This is a genomic window from Bifidobacterium moraviense (assembly GCF_012932365.1).
GTDB classification, from domain to species: Bacteria; Actinomycetota; Actinomycetes; order Actinomycetales; family Bifidobacteriaceae; genus Bifidobacterium; species Bifidobacterium moraviense.
In genome coordinates this window covers 1-21,153 of record NZ_JAAIIH010000008.1, presented here as the reverse complement: position 1 = coordinate 21,153, position 21,153 = coordinate 1, and the positions used below count along the sequence as shown (strand labels likewise).

The following is a 21,153-nucleotide window of genomic DNA, read 5'->3' as shown; positions in this document are numbered from 1 at the left end:
ACTGCACGCCTGCCTGAAAGGCTTCATCGAACGGGATCCATGATAGTACCTACGGTGGTACAACGTTGTCGTCGGTGCGGCGGACGGTCCGGTCGTCCCATTCTGCCGATCCTTGGCATCGATTTCGCAGGAGTTGGCAGAATGACGTCGTACCGGACCGTTTCGGCGCCCTCAGAACGCATTTCTGCAGATCCTTGCGAAATCGATGCCAAGGATCGGCAATAATGCACCGGGAAAGCGATCAGAACCGGCGGCCTCACAGCGTGCGCAGACGGAACTGGCCGGTGCGGTTCGACGCCACGATCATGTGGTCGTTCGGCAGCTCGGTCCAGCCGTACTCGGCGGGCTGGTCGAACCCGGAGGACGCGGCCACCACGCCGCCGGTGTTGAGCCTGCGGTAGCGGATCACGCGGTAGTCGTGCGCGTACTGCTCCATGCCGTAGGACTCGTACAGCTCGATTACGCGCGGCGAGACCGTGGTGCGGGTGCATGCGCGCAGCACCACGAGCTCGTTCTCGCTCTGCAGCATGCAGTTGTAGGAGCTCAGCGGGTACTCGCGGCGTAGCTGGGCCACGGCCTGCGAGACGGACTCGGCGAGCGTGCAGCCGCGGCGCACACGTTCCAGGATGAGCGCGAAGTAGATGGCGGAGTCGCTGCGGCCGCCGGTCTCGGCCAGGATCTCGCGGTCCACGGGGAAGTCGCGGTTGGTGACGATGTTGAGCCCGGTCTCCTCGGAACTGATGTCGCCGTTGTGCATGAAGCTCAGGCCGTCGCAGAAGAACGGCTGCTGGTTCTCGATGATCAGCGGCAGGCCGGAGGACGCGAGGCGCAGATGGTAGATGCCGCCGCGCGCGCCCTGACGGGAGACGAGCTGGTAGATCTGGTCGAAGCGCGCCGCGACCGTGGACTTGTAGACGCGGGTGGCGGTCTCGGGCGTGCGCGCGCCGCCGTCGGAGAAGTGGCGGGTGACGGTGGGCTCGGTGATCAGGGCGCAGCCCCATCCGTCGTTGTGGATCATGGACTGCTGACGGTACTGTTCGGCCAGCCGCGTTCCCAGCACGTCCTGCAGGCTGAGATTGCGGCCGGAGGTGGCGTATCCAAGCAATCTGCACATGATTATCTACTGTAACGAGCAGGCGCGCGGCAAACACGCGCCGGGTTATAACAATCTCCTATAGCGAACGATCGACGCGCATCGCGCACGCGCACGCCGCATCGCAACGTCACCGCTGCGCCGACTGCTGCGATCGCGCCGCCACGCGCTGCAGCCGGGGCACGCGCCTCGTGGAGACGAACAGCGGCTGCGTCTCCACCAGCGGGTTGTACGGCGCCAGACCGAACCACTTCACCGGCGAGCCGGCCACGTGGCGGATCGCGTACTTGATCTGCAGCGAGAGGGCGCCGCGCGAGGAGATCTTCGACTCCGGCATGAGCGCCTTGTGGATCAGCACGTAGCGGATCGTGCCGATCTGCGGATCGGCGTCCACCTTGGGGTAGATGGACTTCTGCTGCGGCAGCTCGCCGGACTTCGAGAGGTCGTGCATGATCTGGTGCAGGTAGGCGGGGATGGACTGGTTCACCTTGAAGCCCAGACGGATGCGCACACGGAACAGGTAGCTGGTGCCGAAGTTCTCCACCGAGTACTCGCGCGTGAACGGCTCGTCGGTGGTCTGCACGGACACGGCCCACCACGCGCGGGCGCGCTTGGGATGGTCGGCGAAGATCGAGAAGAAGATGTCCGTGTCCAGCCGCTTCATGTCCGCGTCGGACGTGAGGTAGACGATGTTGTCCGCGAAGTACGGGATGCGGAAGTCGCCGTGCAGGCGCTCCAGCGCGGGCAGGCAGTCCTTGGGCGCCATGTGCCGCCGCTGCGCGCGCTCCAGCCGCGTGCCCTCGTTCCACGTGTACATGATCGTCAGGATCGCCACCGTGAGCAGCAGCGTGAACCAGCCGCCGTGCAGGAACTTCGCCATCGACGCGATGAAGAACATGATCTGGACGGCCAGGAACACCACGGTGAACACGATCGCCCCGAGCCTCCGCCCGCTGTGCCAGATGTACACGGCGAGCAGCACGGTGGTGGTGATCATCGTGATGGTGAGCGCCAGACCGTACGCGGCGGAGATGTGCTCGGAATCGCGGAAGATCGCCAGCACCACCAGCGTGGCCGCGCACAGCACGACGTTGATGGCCGGGATGTACAGCTGGCCGCGCGTGCGCGCCGGGTAGCGCACCTGCAGATGCGGCATCCAGTTGAGGCCGGTCGCCTCGGACACCATGGTGAACGCGCCGGTGATCAGCGCCTGCGAGGCGATCACGCCGGCGGTGACGGACAGGATCACGGCCACGTAACGCACGTTCGGCGTCATCATCTGGAAGAACGGGTTGAGGCCCTTCACGTTGATGAGGTCGGCGTTGCCCTGGTTGCGCAGGATCCACGCGCCCTGCCCGAAGTAGTTGAGCACCAGCGCGATCTTGATGAACGGCCACGTGAAGTAGATGTTGCCGCGCCCCACGTGCCCCATGTCCGAGTAGAGCGCCTCGGCGCCGGTGGTGGACAGGAACACCGTGCCCATGAGCGCGATGCCCGCCGCGTTGTGCGGGCTGAACAGGAAGCGCACACCGTACACGGGATTGAGCGCCGCGAAGACGTCCCAGTCGCCGTCGATGTTCGCCACGCCCGCCACCGCGAGGAAGCTGAACCACACCAGCACCAGCGAACCGAACACCTTGCCGATGCTCTCGGTGCCGCGCGACTGCACGGCGAACAGCGCCACGATGATCACCACGGTGATCATGAGCGTGAGGTTCTCGTTCTCGTCGAACAGGTGCGTGAGCGGCGGCAGGGTGCGCAGGCCCTCCACGGCGGACGATATCGACACGGCCGGCGTGAGCACCGAGTCGGCCAGGAACGCCGCGCCGCCCAGCATGGCGGGGATCGCCAGCCACGCGCCGTGGCGGCGGATCAGCGAGTACAGCGCGAAGATGCCGCCCTCGCCCTTGTTGTCGATGCGCATGGCGATGAGCACGTATTTGACGGTGGTGATGAGCGTGATGGACCAGAACACCAGCGAGAGCATGCCGTACACGGCCTCCTGGCTCGCGTTGGCGATGCCGCCCTGCCCGGCGAGGAACGTCTGCGCGGTGTACAGCGGCGAGGTGCCGATGTCGCCGTACACCACGCCGAGCGCCACGATGGCCATGGCGGCCGTGACACGGTCGGGACCGGACTGCAGGCGCGCCCACCAACGCGAGACCGGACCGCCCTGACTCGCCCGGGCCAGTCGCTCGGACTCCCTGCGCCGGCGCTCCTCCTCCACGGCGAGCTCGGCGCGCTCCTCCTTGGTGAGTACGCGGCGCGACACCTTGGGCGCCTTGGTGAAGTTGCCGCGCGGCAGGACGACGGTGTCGTCGATGCGCTGCTGGGACGGTCTGGGCTGCGCGGCCTTGGACTGCGCCGCCTTGGATTGCGGGGACTGGGGCTGCGGCAGCGGCTGCGCGGGCACCGGCGGCTGCGTCACGCCGGACGATCGCGCCTGCTCCTGCGCCTGCTCGCGCGCACGCGCCTTGGCCTGCGCCTGCGCGGCCTGCTGCTGGAGCACCGGAAGCACTAGCGTGTCGTCGAGCTGGGCCTGCATGGCCGACCGAACCGGTCGTCCGGGCTCTCGCTGCGGTTCCGTCGTCGCGCGACCGGCCTCCGGCGCGCGCTGATCATCGTGCGACATGCTCTTCCCCCTCGGCTTGACTCCGTCTTCGCTGTGTCCCCGTCTTCACGGTACGCACACATCTCTTGCAGTGCGTTACGTTAGTCCCATTCGGCGCACAGGGGAAATCCGCCGGATGAACGATAGACGAACATGGGGGCGATCGTACGGATCACGCGGTGCCGATCATGCGACGCCACACGCCACACGCGTCACACGCCATAGACGTCGTGCGTCACGCGGCGCGTGGCGGCGGCCACCGTGGTCAGCGGCAGATCCATCGCGTCGGCGAGCGCGCGCAGCGTGTACGGGATCATGTACGGTGCGTTGGTGCGGCCGCGGTACGGCATCGGCGTGAGGTACGGCGCGTCGGTCTCCACCATGACGTGGTCGAGGCCCACGATGCGCGCGGACGCGCGGATGCCCTCGTTGCCCTTGTAGCTCACGGTGCCGGAGAAGCTCAGGTACCAGCCCTGCTCGCGCGCGATCTCGCCCATCTCGGCGTCGCCGGAATACGAATGGAACACCGTGCGCTCGGGCGCGCCGTCCCTGAGCAGCGTCTCGATGACCTCGCGGTGCGAGTCGCGGTCGTGGATCTGCATGGGGAGGTTCAGCTCCTTGGCGAGCGCGATGTGCGCGCGGAACGCCTCGCGCTGCAGCTCCTTCGCGCCTTCGCCGGTGCGGAACAGGTCCATGCCGGTCTCGCCGATCGCCACGACCTGCTGCGGGTAGGCGACGGCAAGACGATGCACCTCCGCGAGCGCGTCCTCGAACGGCGTCTCGTGCCAGGGCTTGTACTTGAGTTCCAGACCGTCCGGCCCGGGCACGCCGCGGTGCCCGTGGAGCACGGATTCGTTGGGATGGATTGCGAGCGCCGCATGCACAAGACCCGGGTGATCGACGGCCATCTGGACGGCGGTCATCAGGTTCGGCAGCTCGCAACCCACGTCGATGATACCCGCAATGCCGACAGCCTGCGCCTGCGCGAGCAATTCGTCCACGCCGTACACGGGGACGGGGGGCTGTCCCTTGACCTCGGCCTCGTGGCTCATGGCGCGCGCGAACGGCACGACGGACGCCACGTGCGTGTGGTTGTCGATGGTCCACGCCTCGCGCGGCAGCGGTTCGGGGGCGGGGGCCCAGCTGCGGTCCCGATGATGCTTGCTCATGGGGCCCAGTGTACGTGCGGGGCGGGCGATGCCGCGGCGCGATGCGGAGGCGCGGGGCCGGGTGCGGCACTGACCGCGGGCGAGGAGCGGGAAAGAACGCGCAAAAAGCGCGCGGGCAAAGAGAAAGCCGGCGGTGCGGGCCGCCGGCTTGAGAGAGAAGAGAGAAGAAGGGTTCAGTTATGGGGTTCTGCAGGAACCTCGCCTGCGGTGCTGCCCGCTGACATGTTCCATGTAAGCGCCGCTTTCTTGGTGAAACGATGCGGCAACCTCAAAAAATCCTGAGACCTGTGTGCCGATGCTGTGCGCGCCGCGTCACACGGAGCGTGCGGTGCGTCACGCGGAGCGGACGTCACGTGGAGCGCGTCGCCCCAAAACCGCACCATTCCAAGGATCTCCGGCACACCGTCACGCGGAGCGGACGGACCGCGTGACGCGATACCCGCTCCGCGTGACGCAGTCGATGCGGGACCGCGAACGTACGGCAGACAGGGCACGTACGGGGGCAGGCACGCACGGGGGCAGGCACGCACGGGGACGACGTGCGAAGGGACCGACCCGGACGTATCCGAATCGGCCCCTGGCAGCGGCCCATGCCGACTCCACGTCAGCGGCAGCCACAGACAGCTTCTGCCGCTCTGCGCCGCCTTGTCACGCCTGCCCTACTTGCCCTGCTCCTCCTCGGCGAGCTTGGCCTTCTCGGCGGCCAGACGCTCGGCCTCCTTCTCGCGGCGGGCGGCAAGCGCGGTCTCGAAGCGGTCGAGCTCCTCCTGCACGGCCTCCTGCGGGATCTTGGCGAAGATCGGCGCGGGCTTGGCCACCGGGGTGCCGGGCACGATCTCCTCGCGCGCCCACGGGTGCACGTTCACGCCCATCTGGTAGTCGCCGGTGATGATCGGGTAGTGGAAGCCGGGCTTGTCGAGATCCTCGACCTCCTCGATGCGCGGCAGCGGCGAGAACGTGCCGGTGCCGCCCAACGCCTCCCACACCTTCTGCGCGGAGTGCGGCAGGAACGGCGCGAGCAGGTGGTTCGCGTCGCTCACGGCCTGCGCGGCCACGTGCAGCACGGTGCCCAGACGCGCCGGGTCGTCCTTGATCTTCCACGGCTCGGTGGCGGAGATGTACTTGTTGATGTCTCCCACGAAGCGCATCGCCTCGCCGAGCGCGGCCTTCTGGTGGTGCGTCTCCAGGAAGCGGCCGGCAACATCGAACGCCTTGAGGCCCTCGTCCAGCAGCGCACGGTCCTCGTCCGTCAGCTTGGACTCGTCCAGCGCCGGGATCTCGCCGAAGTTCTTGTTGATGAGCGTGGCCACGCGGTTGACGAGGTTGCCCCAGCTCGAGGCGAGCTCCTCGTTGTTGTGGCGCACGAACTCGGCCCACGTGAAGTCGGAGTCGGAGGACTCGGGGCCGGCCACGGAGATGTAGTAGCGCACGGCGTCCACCGGGTAGCGCGACAGGATGTCCTTGACGTAGATCACGATGCCGCGCGACGACGAGAACTTCTTGCCTTCCATGGTCATGAACTCGCTGGCCACCACCTGTTCGGGCATGTTGAGCGGGCCGAGCGGGCCGGCCTCGCCGCCCTTGGAGCCCTGGCCGTTGTAGGCGAGCATCTCGGACGGCCAGATCTGCGAGTGGAACGTGATGTTGTCCTTGCCCATGAAGTAGTAGGCCGGGGACGACGGATCGTTCCACCACTTGCGCCACGCGTCCGGGTCGCCCTTGCGGCGCGCCCATTCGATGGAGGCCGACAGGTAGCCGATCACCGCGTCGAACCACACGTACAGCTTCTTGTTCGGGTTGTCGATCCAGCCGTCCACCGGCACCGGGATGCCCCAGTCGATGTCGCGCGTGATGGCGCGGGGCTTGACCTCCTTGAACAGGCCCTTGGAGAAGTTGATGACGTTGGTGCGCCAGCCCTCGCGGGTGTTGAGCCAGGCGAGGTTGGCCTCGGCGAGCGCGGGCAGGTCGAGGAAGAAGTGCTCGGTCTCCTCGAAGCGCGGGGTCTCGCCGTTGATCTTGGACACGGGGTTGATGAGCTCGTCCGGGTCGAGCTCGTTGCCGCAGGCGTCGCACTGGTCGCCGCGCGCGCCCTCGGCGTGGCAGATCGGGCATTCGCCCTCGATGTAGCGGTCCGGCAGCGTGCGGCCGGTGGACGGGCTGATGGCCACTTGCTGGGTGCCCTTGTAGATGTAGCCGTTCTTCAGGCACTGCTTGAACAGCTCCTGCACCACGTGCTCGTGGTTGCCGGTGGTGGTGCGGGTGAAGAGGTTGTAGCTCAGGCCCAGATCGCACAGATCCTTGGCGATGACGCGGTTGTAGCGGTTCGCGAGCTCCTGGGCGGTGACGCCCTCCTTCTCCGCCTCCACGAGGATCGGGGTGCCGTGCTCGTCGGTGCCGGAGACCATCAGGACGTCGTTGCCCTTCATGCGCTCGAAGCGCGCGTAGACGTCCGAAGGCACGCCGAAGCCGGCGACGTGGCCAATGTGGCGGGGGCCGTTGGCGTACGGCCATGCAACGTTCACAAGAATATTCGTCATAAGGCCCGATTATCGGGCGCGGTGACGACACTCCGGGACCTTGGCGACGACCGCCGGTTGCGCACGCGGTTATCCACGGCGAAGGGCCCGCGACGCGAGTTGTCCACTTATCCACGGTCGGCGGGCGGCGACTGGAGACGCGGGCGCGCCTCGCCTACGGTCGGGGTCATGAACGCAACGCAGCATCTCTCCCCCATCATCCCGTGCAAGGACCTGCCCGGACCGCTCAGCGTCGCCAGTCTGGCGCGGATGGGCGCGCTGGTCCCGCTGGACGCCACCGGCTGCTATCTGGCCAACCGCGCCGGCACCGTGCCCGGACGCGCCTCCATCGTGGAGCGCATCGTGCCTCCGGACGCGACCGCCTGCGCGGCGCTGGCGCTGTGGATCTGGACCGGCGGCGCGTTCCCGGGCACGCTCACCGTGATCTCGCACACGCACTTCCGCGCGCTGGTGTACGGCCGGCGCATGCGCGCGTACGACCGTCGGCTGGCCGCGGACGAGCGATCACGCCTGGGCGGCGTCTGGGTGACGTCGCCCCTGCGCACGGCCTGCGATCTGGCGTGCAACGACGATGGGTCGCCGCTGCCGGACGGGCGCGTGACGGCGGCCGGGATCATCGAGCTCATGGAGGACTTCGACTTCACCCCGGACGACTGCATCGCGCTGCTGCAGCGCAACCCGCGATGGCCCGGGCGCCGGCGCGGGCTGGAGACGTTCATGACGCTGCGCGGGTCGTACGCGCCGCCGGGGGCCGACGCCGAAGCCGACGCGTTCGGGCTCGCGGAGGACTGCGGCTTCGCGGGCGACCGGGGATTCACGGACGACCGTGGCTTCGCGGACGGACGCAACTTCGACGTCGCCGCGTTCCCGATCTCCTCGGGAACCACCGGCGCCCCGCACCACGACGCGGCGCACCGCAACGCGATGTATCGCAACAACGACGCGCATCGTCGCGCCGACACGCACCCGCACACCGCATCCCGGCACAACGCACCCCAACACACCACATCCCAACACACCGCACACCACGAAGAGGAGCACCCATGAGCATCGCAATGCCGCAGAACGTCGCCGCACCGGCGCGATCCCTGACCGTCCCGCCGCTGGAGATGCCCCGCCTGTGTCTGGGGCACCGGGCGCTGCGCGGCAGGCACCGGCGTCTGCGCAACGTCGAACGCCCCGAGAACCGGCATGACGCCGGGGACGACCGGACGGCGAACTGCAGGAACGCGCCGCCGCCGGGCCGCCGCCGCGGGCTGATCCGGCACGCCGCGCGGAGCAACGCGCCGGACGCGTCGGACGCGCGGCTGGAGCATCTCGCCGCCATCGGCACGAGCACGGCGCGCGCAGGCACCGAGGCCGGCGCGGGACCGTACGACGCGCCCACCGCCGTGGCGCTGCGTCATCCGCCGAAGCCGCCGGTCAAGCTCACGCCCGCTTTGGCGTGCGATCCGAACACCGAACTGGAGATCCTATGGCACATCGCGCGCAACGCCCCGGAGCTGCGGCGCTGGCTCGTGGCCAACCCGCGGTCCGGCGCGGAACTGCTGGAATACGTGGCGCAGGCCGGCGGCCCCGGCGTGCACGAGACGATCGCCGTGCTGCTCGATCTGCTGGACCGGCAGCAGCGGCCGCACGCAAGACGGCGACGACGCGAGGGAGGTGACGCTACGGCGGGAGCGGGAAGCGCTCAGGCCTTCATCTCCAGCACCGCGGCGTAGACCTGCTTGCGGTTGGCCAGCGAGCCGTCCGGCAGCGGATGCTCCTCGATCACCTGGCTGATGGCCTCCTTGATGCGCAGGCCGTCCTCCAGCGCACGGTCGATGGACAGCACGGCCAGATCCTCCACGCTCAGCGCGCTGGGCGCGGCGGCCTGCGCCTCGTCGGCCGAGGCCCCGCCGATCACGAGCACCATCTCGCCGCGCGGCGGGTCATTGACCACCGTCTCGCGCACGGAGGCCACGGTGCCGCGGCGCACCTCCTCATAGTCCTTGGTGAGCTCGCGGCACAACGCCATCGGACGGTTCGGACCGAACGCCTCGAGCAGGTCGTCCATGGAGTCGGCGATGCGGTGCGGCGTCTCGTAGAAGACGATCGTGCGCTGTTCCGACTGCAGCATGCGCAGATGCTGCACGCGCTCGGAGTGCTTGCGCGGCAGGAAGCCCTCGTAGCAGAAACGGTCCGTGGGCAGGCCGGAGATGGCGAGCGCGTCGAGCACGGCGCTCGGACCGGGGGCGCACGTCACCGGCAGGCCGCGTTCGATGGCGCGACGCACGATCGCCATGCCCGGGTCGTTGATCGTGGGCATGCCGGCGTCGGAGACCACGAGCACGCAGGCGCCCTGCTCCACCTGGTCGAGCAGGGAGTCGGACTTGGCGCGTTCGTTGTGGTCGTGGTACGCGATCACGCGCCCGTTCACGTGCACGCCGAGGCGGTTCGCCAGATCGTACAGGCGGCGCGTGTCCTCGGCGGCCACCACGTCGGCGTCGGCGAGCAGCGCGATCAGGCGGGCGGAGGCGTCGCCGGTGTTGCCGATCGGCGTGGCCGCCAGCACCACCGTGCCGCGCGGCACCGCCACGCCCCGCACGTTCGCGGCGAGCGCGGACTGCGGCGTCCCGGAGTCCTGCGGCGCCGAGGCGGGGTCGGTCGCCGGATCGGGCGCGGTCGTCGGATCGCCAGAGATTTGTGTGGATTGGTCGCTTACGGTCTGCATACGTCCCAGTATCCCCTAGTCTGGGCCCTGATGACGGTAGGGTACGTAAATTCTCGGGAAATGACGGGTATGACGGAGCCGGACGCGGCGATGCAGAACACGGTCGCAGCCGTGACGGACGCCACAGACACCACAGACATCACAGATGCCGCAGACATCGCGGACGCCGCGCAGCCGGCGAAGGCGTCGCGCCCCGGTCCGTTCGCGCGTCTGAGCCTCGCGATCGGCACGCGCGTGGGCGTGCGTCTGCTCGGCTGGATCCTGCCGATGCTCATGGCGCTGTTCGGCGGTCTGCTGCGCTTCATCCGCCTGGGCGAGCCGCGGTCGATCGTGTTCGACGAGACGTACTACGTCAAGGACGCGTACACGATGCTCATGACCGGCGAGCCGCGCAACTGGCCCAAGGACGTGGGCACGGCCGTGACCGGCGAGAACCAGGTCAACGCGCTGTTCGCGGCCGGCGACACCGACCACTGGCTCACCAGCGCCGAATACGTGGTGCATCCGCCGGTGGGCAAATGGTGCATCGCGCTGGGACTGAAGCTCTTCGGCGGCGCCGGCAACCCGTTCGCGTGGCGGGCGGCCACCGCGATCGCCGGCACGCTGGCCATCCTCGTGCTGTGCCGCGTGGCGCTGCGCCTGTTCCGCAACCTGCCGATCGCCGTGATGGCGGGCTTCCTCATGAGCGTGGACGGCGTGGGCATCACGATGAGCCGCACCGGCCTGCTCGACAACTTCATCATGATCTTCACGCTGGGCGCGCTCTCGCTCATGCTCATCCACCGCGACTGGGCGCGACGGCGCCTGCGCGACGCGTTCGCGGTGGACAGCCGCGCCCGCACCGCGCGCTGGATCCCCGCGGCGCCGGCGCGATTCGGGCGTCGCGGAGGGCGAGGCGGCCACGATCTCTCCGGCAGCGGCACCCCGGGCAACGCCTCGGTGCGCTGGGTGCTCGACGCGCGCGGCCCGTTCGTGGCGTTCTCGTGGTGGCGCGTGGGCGCGGCCGTGCTGCTGGGCCTTGCGACCGGCGTCAAATGGTCCGGCACCTACTTCTTCGCCGTGTTCTGCGTGATCTCGGTGGTCTGGGACGCGTGGGAGCGCCGGCAGGCCGGCTACCGCGGGTGGCTCGGCACGGGCATCTGGAAGGACGGCCTCGCCGCCGCGGCCTACATGGTGCCGATCTACGCCGCCACGTATCTGGCCGGATGGACCAGCTGGTTCATCCACCCCGATTCATACATGCACGACTGGGCCGCCAAGCATCCCGGCGAGGGCATCCAGTGGCTGCCGGAGGGCCTGCGCTCGTTCGTGCAGTACCACGTGCAGATGTGGCAGTTCCACACCACGCTCACCGCGCACCACGACTACATGGCCAATCCGCTCACCTGGCCGTTGCAGGTGCGTCCCACCAGCTTCTACTGGCAGGACCATCTCGCCGGCGCCCCGGGCCTGTGCTCGCTCAGCCCCGGCGGCCGATGCATCGCGGCGGTCACGTCCATCGGCAACCCGTTCGTGTGGTGGATCGGCACGCTGTGCGTGGTCATCGGCATCATCGTGGCGGCGTTCGTGCGCCGCGGCGACTGGCGCATCTGGGCCGTGCTGGCGGGGCTGCTGGCCGGATGGCTGCCGTGGGCGCAGTACCTCAACCGCACCACGTTCACGTTCTATTCGATCGTGATCCTGCCGGCCATGATTCTCGCCATCTGCTACGTGGCCGATTGGCTGCGCGAATCGGTCTCGCCGCGCGCCTACCACGTGACGTGCGGCGTGACGCTGGGCGTGATCGGGCTGGCCGCCGCGTACTGGTACCCGATCTGGACCGCCATCCCCGTGCCGTACGAATTCTGGCTGTCGCATATGTGGTTCGACTCGTGGATCTAGCGATCCACGGAACCACATATGCGACCGTCGCAGGCCACGTCACAGGGAGCGGGCGTCACAGGGAGCGCGGCGTGCGTCACGCGGAGCGCGCGTCACACGGAGCGGGATACCGCAAATCGGCGGAATTCCGCGGTTTTGGCGAAGTGCGTCACAGGGAGCGGACGCTCCGCGTGACGCAACCGGCGCTCCGCGTGACGCGGCGGGCCCCAATCGTACGACGTCTTAGCCAAGCCTTGGCGTTTGTGAGGATTGTGCTTGGTCACCGACCCGAACCCAGCGCAAAGCCGACGAACTGCTAGGGTGGTGTGCGATTACGACATCGACCGGCATCGCCGACGTCGCGCGCCACGCGCCGCGACCGCACCGGCATCCACGGCCGGCATACCTCAAGGATTGTCATGGGATTCGTCAATTTCATCATCGAGCTGCTCAAGGATCCGCGTGCGGCCATCGCCAGCTGGATCGCCATGGGCGTGGCGCCCACGCTCGGCTTCATCTTCCTCATCGTGTTCATCGAGACGGGCGTGGTGTTCTTCCCGTTCCTGCCCGGCGACTCGCTGCTGTTCGCCGCCGGCTTCTTCGCCGCCCCCGACGCGGCCACCGGTGCCCCCGGCTCGCTGCCGCTCATGTTCCTGCTGCCCGTCGTGTGGCTCGCGCCGATCATCGGCGACCAGTGCAATTACTTCATCGGCCACTTCTTCGGCCGTCGCATCATCGCCTCCGGCAAGGTCAAGGCCATGACCCCGGAGCGCATCGCCAAGACCGAGGGCATGATCGAGAAGTGGGGCCCGCTCGCCGTGTTCCTCGGCCGATTCTTCCCGTTCATCCGCACGTTCATGCCGTTCATCTCCGGCATCTCCGGCATGCGCTGGAGCCGCTTCACCCCGTTCTCCATCCTCGGCGGCCTCACCTGGTCCACCCTGTTCACGCTGCTCGGCTACTTCTTCGGCGGCATCCCCGCCGTGCAGGAGCATTTCGAGCTGGTGATCGTGCTGATCCTCGTGATCTCGCTGCTGCCCACCATCATCGGCCTGTGCAAGGCGAAGTTCGGCAAGAAGACGCCGTCCGAGACCACCGACGAGCAGGACGTCAACCCGCAGGACGTCACCTCCGCCGTCGCCGATTCCGAGCTCGACCGCATGGAGACCGGTCTGGAGCAGGCGCAGGCGGCCGACGCCGACATCACCGCCGCGCGCGACACGCTGCACCGCACGCTCGACGAACGCGAGGGCAGCGCACGCTAAGCGACGTGCATCGGGCAGCGTCCGCACCGGACGTCGTCCGGGCGACGTGCGCGCGTTGCCCGAGCCCACCCGAGGCGCGTCGTTTCCGGCGTGTCTCGGGTTTGCCAAAATTCGGGAGACGTACTAGCATGTCAAAAGTTGCTCTGCGAAGCAAGGCAACATCCAAGGGGCTATAGCTCAGTTGGTAGAGCGCTTCGTTCGCATCGAAGAGGTCGTGGTTTCGATTACCATTAGCTCCACGAAGAACCCTCCTGCATTCCACCGCGGGAGGGTTTTTCATTATCTGCGACCCGGCAGCCCGGCAGCCCGGAACGAGGTCATGTACCGAGACGCGCGTCCGACCGGCAAGGGAAGGGGCAGGTTTCCCGTCGCGCCGTTGCGATTCCGCGGTTTCTCCGAAAACCCGGCCCTTCGTTTGCCGAAGATGCGCCCGATAGCTCGATAGCCGTCATCTCAACGGCGCGTTCCCGCCGGGACGCATCCCGACCAAGGCAGGCCATCGACCGAGCGCACAGCCGTTCGTCGCAACGTTGCGATGAACGACCACTGTAGGCACCCACACCATCGTCTACGATGCCCTGCCATAGCAACGTTGCGACGATCGGCCACTTTGGACACGCCCGGGCCACCACCCACGATGGTCGCCCATCGCAACGTTGCGGCAGGCAGGCACCATGAGGGCCATGTCGTCGCATGACGACGGCACGTCATCGCAACGTTGCGATTTCCGGCAGGGAGCGGCATCGCCCGCCCGATTCCGCAGCACACCGCAGCCATGCAAAAGGCGGCCCGGATGGCATCTCAACCATCCGGACCGCCCGGGGAAGTCGCTCGGCAAAACGTTGCGCGTCGGCGGAAACCGATCAATCGGTCACCCGGCAGCGCGGCACGTCATGCCGAACCTCCGTCAGACCGTCGCAGGCCGTCGGCGCATCACTCCTGAGCCATGGCCTTGAACGCCACACCCTCGTACGTCCACTCGCCGCCCGACTGCGACCACAGCGAATCACGCTCCAGCAGCGACGTGGTCCACAGATGCTCGCCCGTGTACGGGTTGTACAAGCGGTAGACATCGACCGTCGCCGTCGGGTTCTCGTAGAACGCGATGTCCTCGTCGTTCCAGCCGTTCGCCAGCAGGTGGTCGCGCTCCTCGGTCGACGTGGTCCACAGATGCTGGTTGCCCGCCGGATCGTACAGGCGATACACCGGCACGCCGGTCTGCGCATCCATCGTGAACGCATCCCCCTCGGTGCCCCAGCCCATGCCCGGCAGGACGCCGGACTCGGCCGCCGAAGCCGTCCACATGTGACGGTTCGCGCCGGCGGAATAGAAGCGGCTCACCACCGTGGAGCCGGAGCGGATCGCGAACTCCATCATCAGCGAACCGTGCCACGTCGGATCCGAGGACGGCACGCTGATCGTCACGCGGTACGTGCCCGCGGCGGTCGGCGCAGCGGCGGACGGACCGTACTTCGTGGTGCCGGAACCGGTGTACGTGATCTCGTACGCACCCTTGAACTCGCTGGTGGCGGTGCCCGCGAAGCCCGCGTGCGGCTGACCATCGAACCACGCGTCGGCCGCGGTCACGCCCGTGATCGTCGCCTGCTTCTTGGAGATGATCGTCGTGCCGCCGCCGTTGCCGCCGGACGTGCCGGCGTCCTTGATCAGCCCGGCGCGGGCCTTCGCGAGCGCGTCGAGCGCGGCGTCCACGGCGTCCTGCGCGGCGTCCTGGTCGGCGATCACCGTCTTCGCGGCGTCCAGTCGCTTGATCAGGTTGTCCCACGACGTGGTCGTGTAGTCGTCGGCCTTCAGCGCGCCCGACGCGATCTCGGCCGCCACGTCGTTCACCTTCTGCTGCAGCGCGGCCTTGTCCACGTCCGGCGCGATGTCGCCGGTGCGTGCGGCCCACACGGCGGCGAGGCGCACGTTGTAGCCGGAATTGCCATCGGTGCCCACGGTCACGTCCACCACGGCGTCCTCGGGGACCTCCACGGACTGCACGACGGTGCGGTTCGCGTCGCTCATGCCGGAGACGACCTTGCGCGCGCCGATCGTCTGGTCGCCGATCGTCACGGTGGAGTACATGCCGTTCGGGTACTTGAGCGGCGACTGCACCGCGCCGATGTCGTACCTGCCGGCGGGCAGCGTCAGATGATAGGTGATCTGGCCGTTCTTGGCGTCGTAGTCGGCGGCGATGAAGCTGTTGCCCCAGTCGGTGGCGGTGGCGGAGGTCACGCCCGCGCCCGTGCCGCCGCCGGACCAGCCCCACGTCGGTCCGTCCGTCTTGCCGTCCCACTGCCGGTCGGCGGCGTCGGCGTTGAGCAGCTGGTCGCCCAGCGCGGCCTTGACCGCGTCGTAGTCGGGCGTGGCCGTGACGCCGGTCGCGGTGGCGCCGGAGTCCGCGAAGTACACGGTGCCGGCGGGCACGCTGAGCGCGGTGGCGGTCACCGGGGCGCCGGTCTCGGTGGTGCCGGCGATGCCGAGGTCGGCGACCGTGGCGGCGGCGCTCGCGGCGAGGCGCCTGCTCGCGTCGCTCCACGTCACCTTGACGTCCTTGCCGTCGATCGTCACGGTCTCGGGCAGCGCGCCGCCCTTCGTCACGCCGATCGAGCCGAGGCTCTTCGCCTGCTGCGCTACGGTGAGCCAGCTGAGGATCGGGTCAGCCTTGGAGGCGGCCGTGCGCGTCACGGAGAACGTGACGGTCTGCGCCTTGTCGAGCGTGAACGACACGGAACCGGTGGCGTTCTGCTGCACCTTGTTGTTGGTGATGGTCACCGTGTCTCCGGTGGCGATGACGCCGCTCTGGGCGTCGGCGGCCGCGGTCGCGGTCTCGCCGGAGACGCTGAGCTGCACCGTGCGGTTGTCGGTCCACTGCGCCCACCAATCATGGAACCCGGCGGTGATGGTGTACGAACCGGCGTCGAGCGGCAGCCTGTAAGAGATCACGTCGCCGTTGTTGTTGGTGTACAGGCCGGTGTCGTCCTTGCCGTCTCCGGCGTCGTTCTTCGCCACCACGTTCGTGCTGACATAGCCCCACGAGGTGCCGTCGGACACCTGATCGGGCGTCTGGTTCTTCAGCCCCCGGACCGCGGCCTGCACGGCGGCGTATTCGGAGGCGGACGCGGCGTCCTTGGCGCCGGAGTCGATGAAGTACGTGAGTCCCGCGGCGATGACCTGCACCGAGGCGACGTATCGCTCCCCGTCCGCGGTGAAGTTCAGCTGCAGCGTGTCGCCGGCGGACGCGGCGGCGACCTGATCGTCGGCGCCGTCGGCCCACGTCACGGCCACGTCCTTGCCGCCGATGCTCAGCGTGGACGGCAGCAGCGATCCGCGCTCCAGCACGAGCGAACCGTAGTTCTTGGGCGCGGCGTACAGCGAGTCGTCGAACGGATTCCACGAGGCGCGTCCGGAGATCCGGATCGGCGCGGAGTCGTCGTCGGTCAGCTCGATCGGCAGCCAGATGAGCTTGGAGTTCTTGCCCGCGGAACCGGTCTTGGAATCCACCACCCAGCGGTCGCCCATGTAGATGAACTGGCCCTTCTCCTGATCCTTGGCGATCACGTACGTGGGCTGCGAATCGTAGCCCATGGACGGGTTGTCGCCGGTGAACGGGTTGCCGAGCTTCTCCCAGACGGCGTCCTGCAGCACGCTCTTGGCGCGGTAGTAGATCACCGGCGTGGAGTTCCAGCCGTTGGTGCCGGAGGTGATCATGTAGTACCAGCCGTCCCAGTAGAACAGCGCGGATGCCTCGCGGGAATTGTCCGGCAGCACGCGGGAGCGCCACGTGTGGTCGCTCTCGGGCTCGGAGTTGCCGTCCGCGATCGGACCCGTGTAGTCCTTGTTGAGCAGCGAGATGTACATCTTCGCGTTCATCTCGGACGAGTACACGGCGTACGCGTCGTCCACGCCGTCGTTGTTGACGTCGTGCCCGTAGTCCACGAACACGGTCATGTCGCGCGATTCGCCGAAGCGGGTGGCGTGCAGCGACTTGTCGAAGTTCATGCGCGTGGAGTTGACCATGCGGAACGGGCCGAACGGGCTGTCGGAGACCGCGTAGCCGATCTGCGCGCGCGAGTAGCGCGAGCCGGTGTTGCCATTCTGCGCGAAGTATTCCTTGCCGCCGGTGGCGCCGAGGCCGGAGTTGGTCAGACCTTCGATCCAGCTGATGCGGTCGCCGTTGGCGTTGGTGGCGCCGTCGGAGTGGAAGATCGCCACGAACTGCTTGGTGGCCTTGTTGTAGACGACCTTCGGGCGCTCCACGATGTTGTACATGCCGTACAGGTATTCGAAGCCGAGCCTGAGGTCGTCCTCGTAGTATTCGAGGGCCTTGCCGTTGGCGTCCCTGGTCTTGACGTACGGTTCGACGAACGCCTTGGCGGACTTGGCGTCCTCGGTGTCGGCGCCGGAGTTGGCGAGGTCCTTGAGCTCCTGCAGGTTCGCCTCGTCGAGCACGGTGTACTTCTGGGAGCCGGCCGCGTAGGAGGTGGTCTTGCCGTCCTGCGAGATCTTGTGGTCGGCGAAGTACTGCTGGGAATCGTAGTCAGTGTACGACTGGTTGCCGGTGATGGTGATCACCTTGTCCGGCAGCACGTTGTGCGTCCTGAGCACGTTGCCCATGTAGTGCCAGTGCTCCAGATCGGTGGACCAGTAGCCGTTGATGCCGTCCACCGGGCGCGTGGCGTTGGTCTTCTTCTCGCCGTAGAGCAGGTAGACGTCGTCGTCCGTGTCGCCGTCGCCGGTGACGTCGATGCCGAACTCGGATTCGTTGTACTTGTTGGCCGCGCCGCCGTGCGCCTCCACGATGTTGCCGTCGACGTCCGTCCACGAGGGACCGACCTGAATCTCCGAGGAGGCCGAGGCGTCTCCTCCCGTGCCGGTCGCCGCCGTCGCGGGCGCCGCGGCGGCCAGCCCCGCGCCCAGCGTGGCGATCGCCGCAAGCGACGCCACGAGTCTCGTCCGTGTGGTCATGTGTCCTCCAGCTTCCTTGCTTTCCCGTCCCGGTTGCCCGGTCCTTCCTGTACGCCCATTGAACGTTTCAAAGACCTCGCACGGCAACCCGCCGCCGATGTCTCGGCCCGCGTCTTCCTTGAGTTTCCTAGCCTCACCGCTTGCGTTCAACGACCGTCAGCGACTGCGATCGACGAAGACCGCAATCAACTTCGGTCAGTATAGAACGTTTCAGATCAGTGACGCAACCTTACGGGGTGCCGAAGTGCCTCGCCGCACAGGCGATGCAACGACACAGACGCGGCATATGCGGTCTTGCTGGGTATGCGGACGGGCGCGCGTCGGTCAGGTGCACGTCGGCCAGGTGCACGTCGGCCGGGCGCGCCGGTCGGGCGCGGGTTGCACGTAGATCGCCGGGCGCATGCAGTCTGACTGCGCGCAACCAGCCGCACGCCATATGGCCGCATGCAAACCCGGCTGCACCTCAAACAATCGCACATCAAGCGGCCGCACGTTGTCTAGTTGCCCAGCACCGAACCGCACGTCGCACGACAATCTGCAAAACGGCCGCATCTCAAACAATCGCGCACCAAGCGGCCGCACGTCGCCTGATTGCACGTCGCCCGGCCACACGCTGCCCGTTTGCACAGCACCGGGCCGGCATGTTGTCCGACAATCCGCAGAATAGCCGTAGCGCAAACAAGCGGCCGCACACCATATGGCCGCATTGCATCCAGCCGCACGCTGCTCGGCTGCGGGGCCGTCCGGTCGCGCGCAGCCCGACAGTACTCCGATTGCCCGCGTGATGTCCGGTTGCACGGCGCCGAACCACACGTCGCCCGACAATCTGCGGAACGGTCGCGCCTCAAACAGTCGCGCACCAAGTGGCCGCACGCTGCCTGATTGCACATACCCCAGTCGCATTCCGATTGACCGCACGCCGCATGGTCGCACGTTGTCCGACGCTTCGCGGAACGGCCGGCCTTCGAACGGCCGCGCATCAGATGGCAGCACACCATCTGGCTGAAGTCCGGCAGTCGGCGCCGTCCGATCGCGGATTGGATGACCGATCTCCCCGCACTCCACCGGCACACACCGCACACCGGCGTAGATTTGGCAGATCTGACCATCCGCACGCTGCCTTGGTTCGCAGATTTGGCGGAAGTGACCCCGGAGAGACCCGAAAACGTCGCCCCGGGGTCACTTCCGCCAAATCTGCAAACCACGCAATTCCGATGATGGTCAGATCCGCCAAATCTGCGCGACCGAGACGACGAACGAGGCCTTCAGCAGCCCGCCGCGAGCGTATCCGGACGCACTCAGAAGAAGGGTCCCTTCTTCTGAGTGTCCATCGCCGGAAGCGAGTCCCAACCCGCCAAACTGACCATCCCCAAAACGGCGGAATCAAGCCAATGTGCACAGCGGCAACTACGAGCGAACGGACTTATTACCCGAGACGCACACTCAGAAGAAGGAACCCTACTTCTGAGTGTCCACCCACAAAGCAACAACAGGTAGTTTCTGCGCTTCTAAGCACTCCAATTATCCGAAGCGAACAAATCGGAGCAAGCAACGCGAACATCGGGCAGCCCCGCGCCGCCGAACGCGCTCCGGAGCCCCGGCCCGCCGCACGGCGCCACGCGGCGGTACGCCAGCTACGCCTCGGGCGAGGACGCGCGGTAGACGATGCTGTGCGGCACGTGCTCCACGCTCGCGGGCGCGCGCGTGCCGGCCTCGATCTGGCCGATCACCGAATCGACGGCCTTGATCGCCACGGTATCCGCGCTCTGGTCCACGGTGGTGAGCGACGGGATGGCGAAGCGAGCCTCGTCGATGTTGTCGAAGCCCACCACGCGCACGTCGCCCGGGATCGCAAGCCCCAGATCCTTGAGCTGGCGCATCACGCCGAACGCCAGATGGTCGTTGCAGGCCAGGATGCCGTCCGGGCGGATGCCGTCGTCGAACAGCGCGGTCACCGCACGCGCGCCGCCCAGTGCGTTCCAGTCGCGCACCTCGCGGATCAGCTCGTGGCGCACCGGGATTCCCGCCTCGCGCAGCGCCTCGCAGTAGCCGCGCATACGCGTGGTACGGCTCGACTCCTCGCCGCCCTCCGCGCCGCCGATGAGCGCGATGCGCGAGCAGTCGGCCTTGATGAGATGCGCGGTGGCGTCGTGCGCCGCCTGCACGTTGTCCACCAGAATGTGGTGGCACGGCGCGGTGAACGGCTGCACGCCCAGCATGACCAGCGGGTAGTCGCCCTCGAACGCCGCGGCGTCCCCGGCGCCCATGCACGCGGGGCTGGTGATCAGACCGTCCGTCATGCGCCGGCGCACCGAGTCGATGCTGCCGATCTCGCGGTCGCGGTTCAGGCCGGTCGATTCGATCATCACGCCGTAGTTGCGGTAGCGCGCGGCCGCGATGATGCGCTCGGCCAGTTCGGCGAAGTACGACTGGCGCAGGTCGGACACGGACAGGGTGAGCAGTCCGGTGCGGCCGGTCTTGAGCGTGCGCGCGGCCGTGTTGGCCACGTAGCCCAGCTCGTCGATCGCCTTGCGCACGCGGTCCTTGGTGGACTGTCGCATGTACGGGTAGCCGCTCAGGTAGTTCGAGACCGTGGTGACCGAGACTCCCGCCGCGGCCGCCACGTCGTGCAGTGTGGCGCGTCCGCCGCCAACGTTGCTTCGTACCATGATTGCGCTCCCAACCCGTCGTCGCGCCGCATTCCGCTGCATCGCGCTGTAGTTCGCCGTTTTCTCTGTATCGCGAACGATCGTATCGTTTCACGATTGCGAAGATTGACCTTGATTGTAACAGCGGGAATGTGCGACCGCAGTCCGACATGCGCAGTGGTCCAAAATTGTGCGAACCACCCCAGCGAGAGAACATGCCACCTAACACGACATGGCAGCGAGGTATGAGTAGATGGAGATGCCTGGTACAGCAACCGTGCCAGTGGAC

General features: G+C 67.6%; 11 protein-coding genes and 1 tRNA gene. 5 read left to right on the top strand and 7 right to left on the bottom strand.

Annotation, left to right across the window (positions count from 1 at the left end; translation table 11 throughout):
- Nucleotides 1-256: 256 nt before the first annotated feature.
- The 4 genes from G1C96_RS06060 to metG form a co-directional block, all read right to left on the bottom strand.
- Nucleotides 257-1,114 (bottom strand): class II glutamine amidotransferase, encoded by an 858-nt coding sequence (locus tag G1C96_RS06060; RefSeq protein WP_169275759.1) that lies wholly within the window; start codon nt 1,112-1,114, stop codon nt 257-259.
- A 109-nt stretch (nt 1,115-1,223) separates the two neighbouring features.
- The gene (locus G1C96_RS06055; RefSeq protein WP_335341933.1) at nt 1,224-3,725 is read right to left on the bottom strand and encodes a KUP/HAK/KT family potassium transporter; all 2,502 of its coding nucleotides are present in this window, start codon (nt 3,723-3,725) and stop codon (nt 1,224-1,226) included.
- Between the two features lie 191 nt (nt 3,726-3,916).
- The gene (locus G1C96_RS06050; protein ID WP_169275758.1) at nt 3,917-4,873 is read right to left on the bottom strand and encodes a TatD family hydrolase; all 957 of its coding nucleotides are present in this window, start codon (nt 4,871-4,873) and stop codon (nt 3,917-3,919) included.
- 659 nt (nt 4,874-5,532) lie between these two features.
- Nucleotides 5,533-7,410 (bottom strand): methionine--tRNA ligase, encoded by a 1,878-nt coding sequence (gene metG, locus G1C96_RS06045; protein ID WP_169275757.1) that lies wholly within the window; start codon nt 7,408-7,410, stop codon nt 5,533-5,535.
- A gap of 168 nt (nt 7,411-7,578) precedes the next feature.
- Between metG and G1C96_RS06040 the strand changes: the two genes are divergently transcribed.
- Both G1C96_RS06040 and G1C96_RS10120 read left to right on the top strand, forming a co-directional pair.
- Nucleotides 7,579-8,457, top strand: a complete 879-nt coding sequence (locus G1C96_RS06040) for a hypothetical protein (protein WP_169275756.1) — start codon at nt 7,579-7,581, stop codon at nt 8,455-8,457.
- Nucleotides 8,454-9,131, top strand: coding sequence for a variant leucine-rich repeat-containing protein (locus G1C96_RS10120; protein ID WP_205832072.1), 678 nt, complete (start codon nt 8,454-8,456; stop codon nt 9,129-9,131). Before G1C96_RS06040 ends, G1C96_RS10120 begins: the two co-directional genes overlap by 4 nt.
- Here G1C96_RS10120 and rsmI read toward each other — a convergent pair.
- Complete coding sequence (gene rsmI / locus G1C96_RS06030) at nt 9,101-10,123, bottom strand: 16S rRNA (cytidine(1402)-2'-O)-methyltransferase (RefSeq protein WP_169275755.1); 1,023 nt, start codon at nt 10,121-10,123, stop codon at nt 9,101-9,103. The two genes, G1C96_RS10120 and rsmI, sit on opposite strands and share 31 nt — an antisense overlap.
- Before the next feature lie 267 nt (nt 10,124-10,390).
- On the opposite strand from rsmI, the gene G1C96_RS06025 reads away from it, so the two are divergent.
- The 3 genes from G1C96_RS06025 (at nt 10,391) to G1C96_RS06015 (ending at nt 13,487) form a co-directional block, all read left to right on the top strand.
- Entirely contained in the window at nt 10,391-12,004 is a 1,614-nt protein-coding gene (locus G1C96_RS06025) for a dolichyl-phosphate-mannose--protein mannosyltransferase (RefSeq protein ID WP_240945138.1), read from the top strand.
- A 398-nt stretch (nt 12,005-12,402) separates the two neighbouring features.
- On the top strand, nt 12,403-13,248 hold the full coding sequence (locus G1C96_RS06020) for a DedA family protein (RefSeq protein WP_169275754.1): 846 nt from the start codon (nt 12,403-12,405) through the stop codon (nt 13,246-13,248).
- Between the two features lie 166 nt (nt 13,249-13,414).
- Nucleotides 13,415-13,487, top strand: a tRNA-Ala gene (locus tag G1C96_RS06015).
- A 694-nt stretch (nt 13,488-14,181) separates the two neighbouring features.
- Here the strand turns inward: G1C96_RS06015 and G1C96_RS06010 are convergent.
- Entirely contained in the window at nt 14,182-18,216 is a 4,035-nt protein-coding gene (locus tag G1C96_RS06010) for a hypothetical protein (RefSeq protein ID WP_169275753.1), read from the bottom strand.
- Between the two features lie 1,634 nt (nt 18,217-19,850).
- Complete coding sequence (locus G1C96_RS06005; RefSeq protein ID WP_169275752.1) at nt 19,851-20,885, bottom strand: LacI family DNA-binding transcriptional regulator; 1,035 nt, start codon at nt 20,883-20,885, stop codon at nt 19,851-19,853.
- Nucleotides 20,886-21,153 lie beyond the last annotated feature (268 nt).

Bases quoted from the DNA above. Each gene is read 5' to 3' on its own strand.
- rsmI (WP_169275755.1), bottom strand. From the start codon at position 10,123: ATGCAGACCGTAAGCGACCAATCCACACAAATCTCTGGCGATCCGACG.
- G1C96_RS06010 (WP_169275753.1), bottom strand. From the start codon at position 18,216: ATGACCACACGGACGAGACTCGTGGCGTCGCTTGCGGCGATCGCCACG.
- G1C96_RS06020 (WP_169275754.1), top strand. From the start codon at position 12,403: ATGGGATTCGTCAATTTCATCATCGAGCTGCTCAAGGATCCGCGTGCG.
- G1C96_RS06055 (WP_335341933.1), bottom strand. From the start codon at position 3,725: ATGTCGCACGATGATCAGCGCGCGCCGGAGGCCGGTCGCGCGACGACG.
- G1C96_RS06005 (WP_169275752.1), bottom strand. From the start codon at position 20,885: ATGGTACGAAGCAACGTTGGCGGCGGACGCGCCACACTGCACGACGTG.
- metG (WP_169275757.1), bottom strand. From the start codon at position 7,410: ATGACGAATATTCTTGTGAACGTTGCATGGCCGTACGCCAACGGCCCC.
- G1C96_RS10120 (WP_205832072.1), top strand. From the start codon at position 8,454: ATGAGCATCGCAATGCCGCAGAACGTCGCCGCACCGGCGCGATCCCTG.
- G1C96_RS06060 (WP_169275759.1), bottom strand. From the start codon at position 1,114: ATGTGCAGATTGCTTGGATACGCCACCTCCGGCCGCAATCTCAGCCTG.
- G1C96_RS06025 (WP_240945138.1), top strand. From the start codon at position 10,391: ATGCTCATGGCGCTGTTCGGCGGTCTGCTGCGCTTCATCCGCCTGGGC.
- G1C96_RS06050 (WP_169275758.1), bottom strand. From the start codon at position 4,873: ATGAGCAAGCATCATCGGGACCGCAGCTGGGCCCCCGCCCCCGAACCG.
- G1C96_RS06040 (WP_169275756.1), top strand. From the start codon at position 7,579: ATGAACGCAACGCAGCATCTCTCCCCCATCATCCCGTGCAAGGACCTG.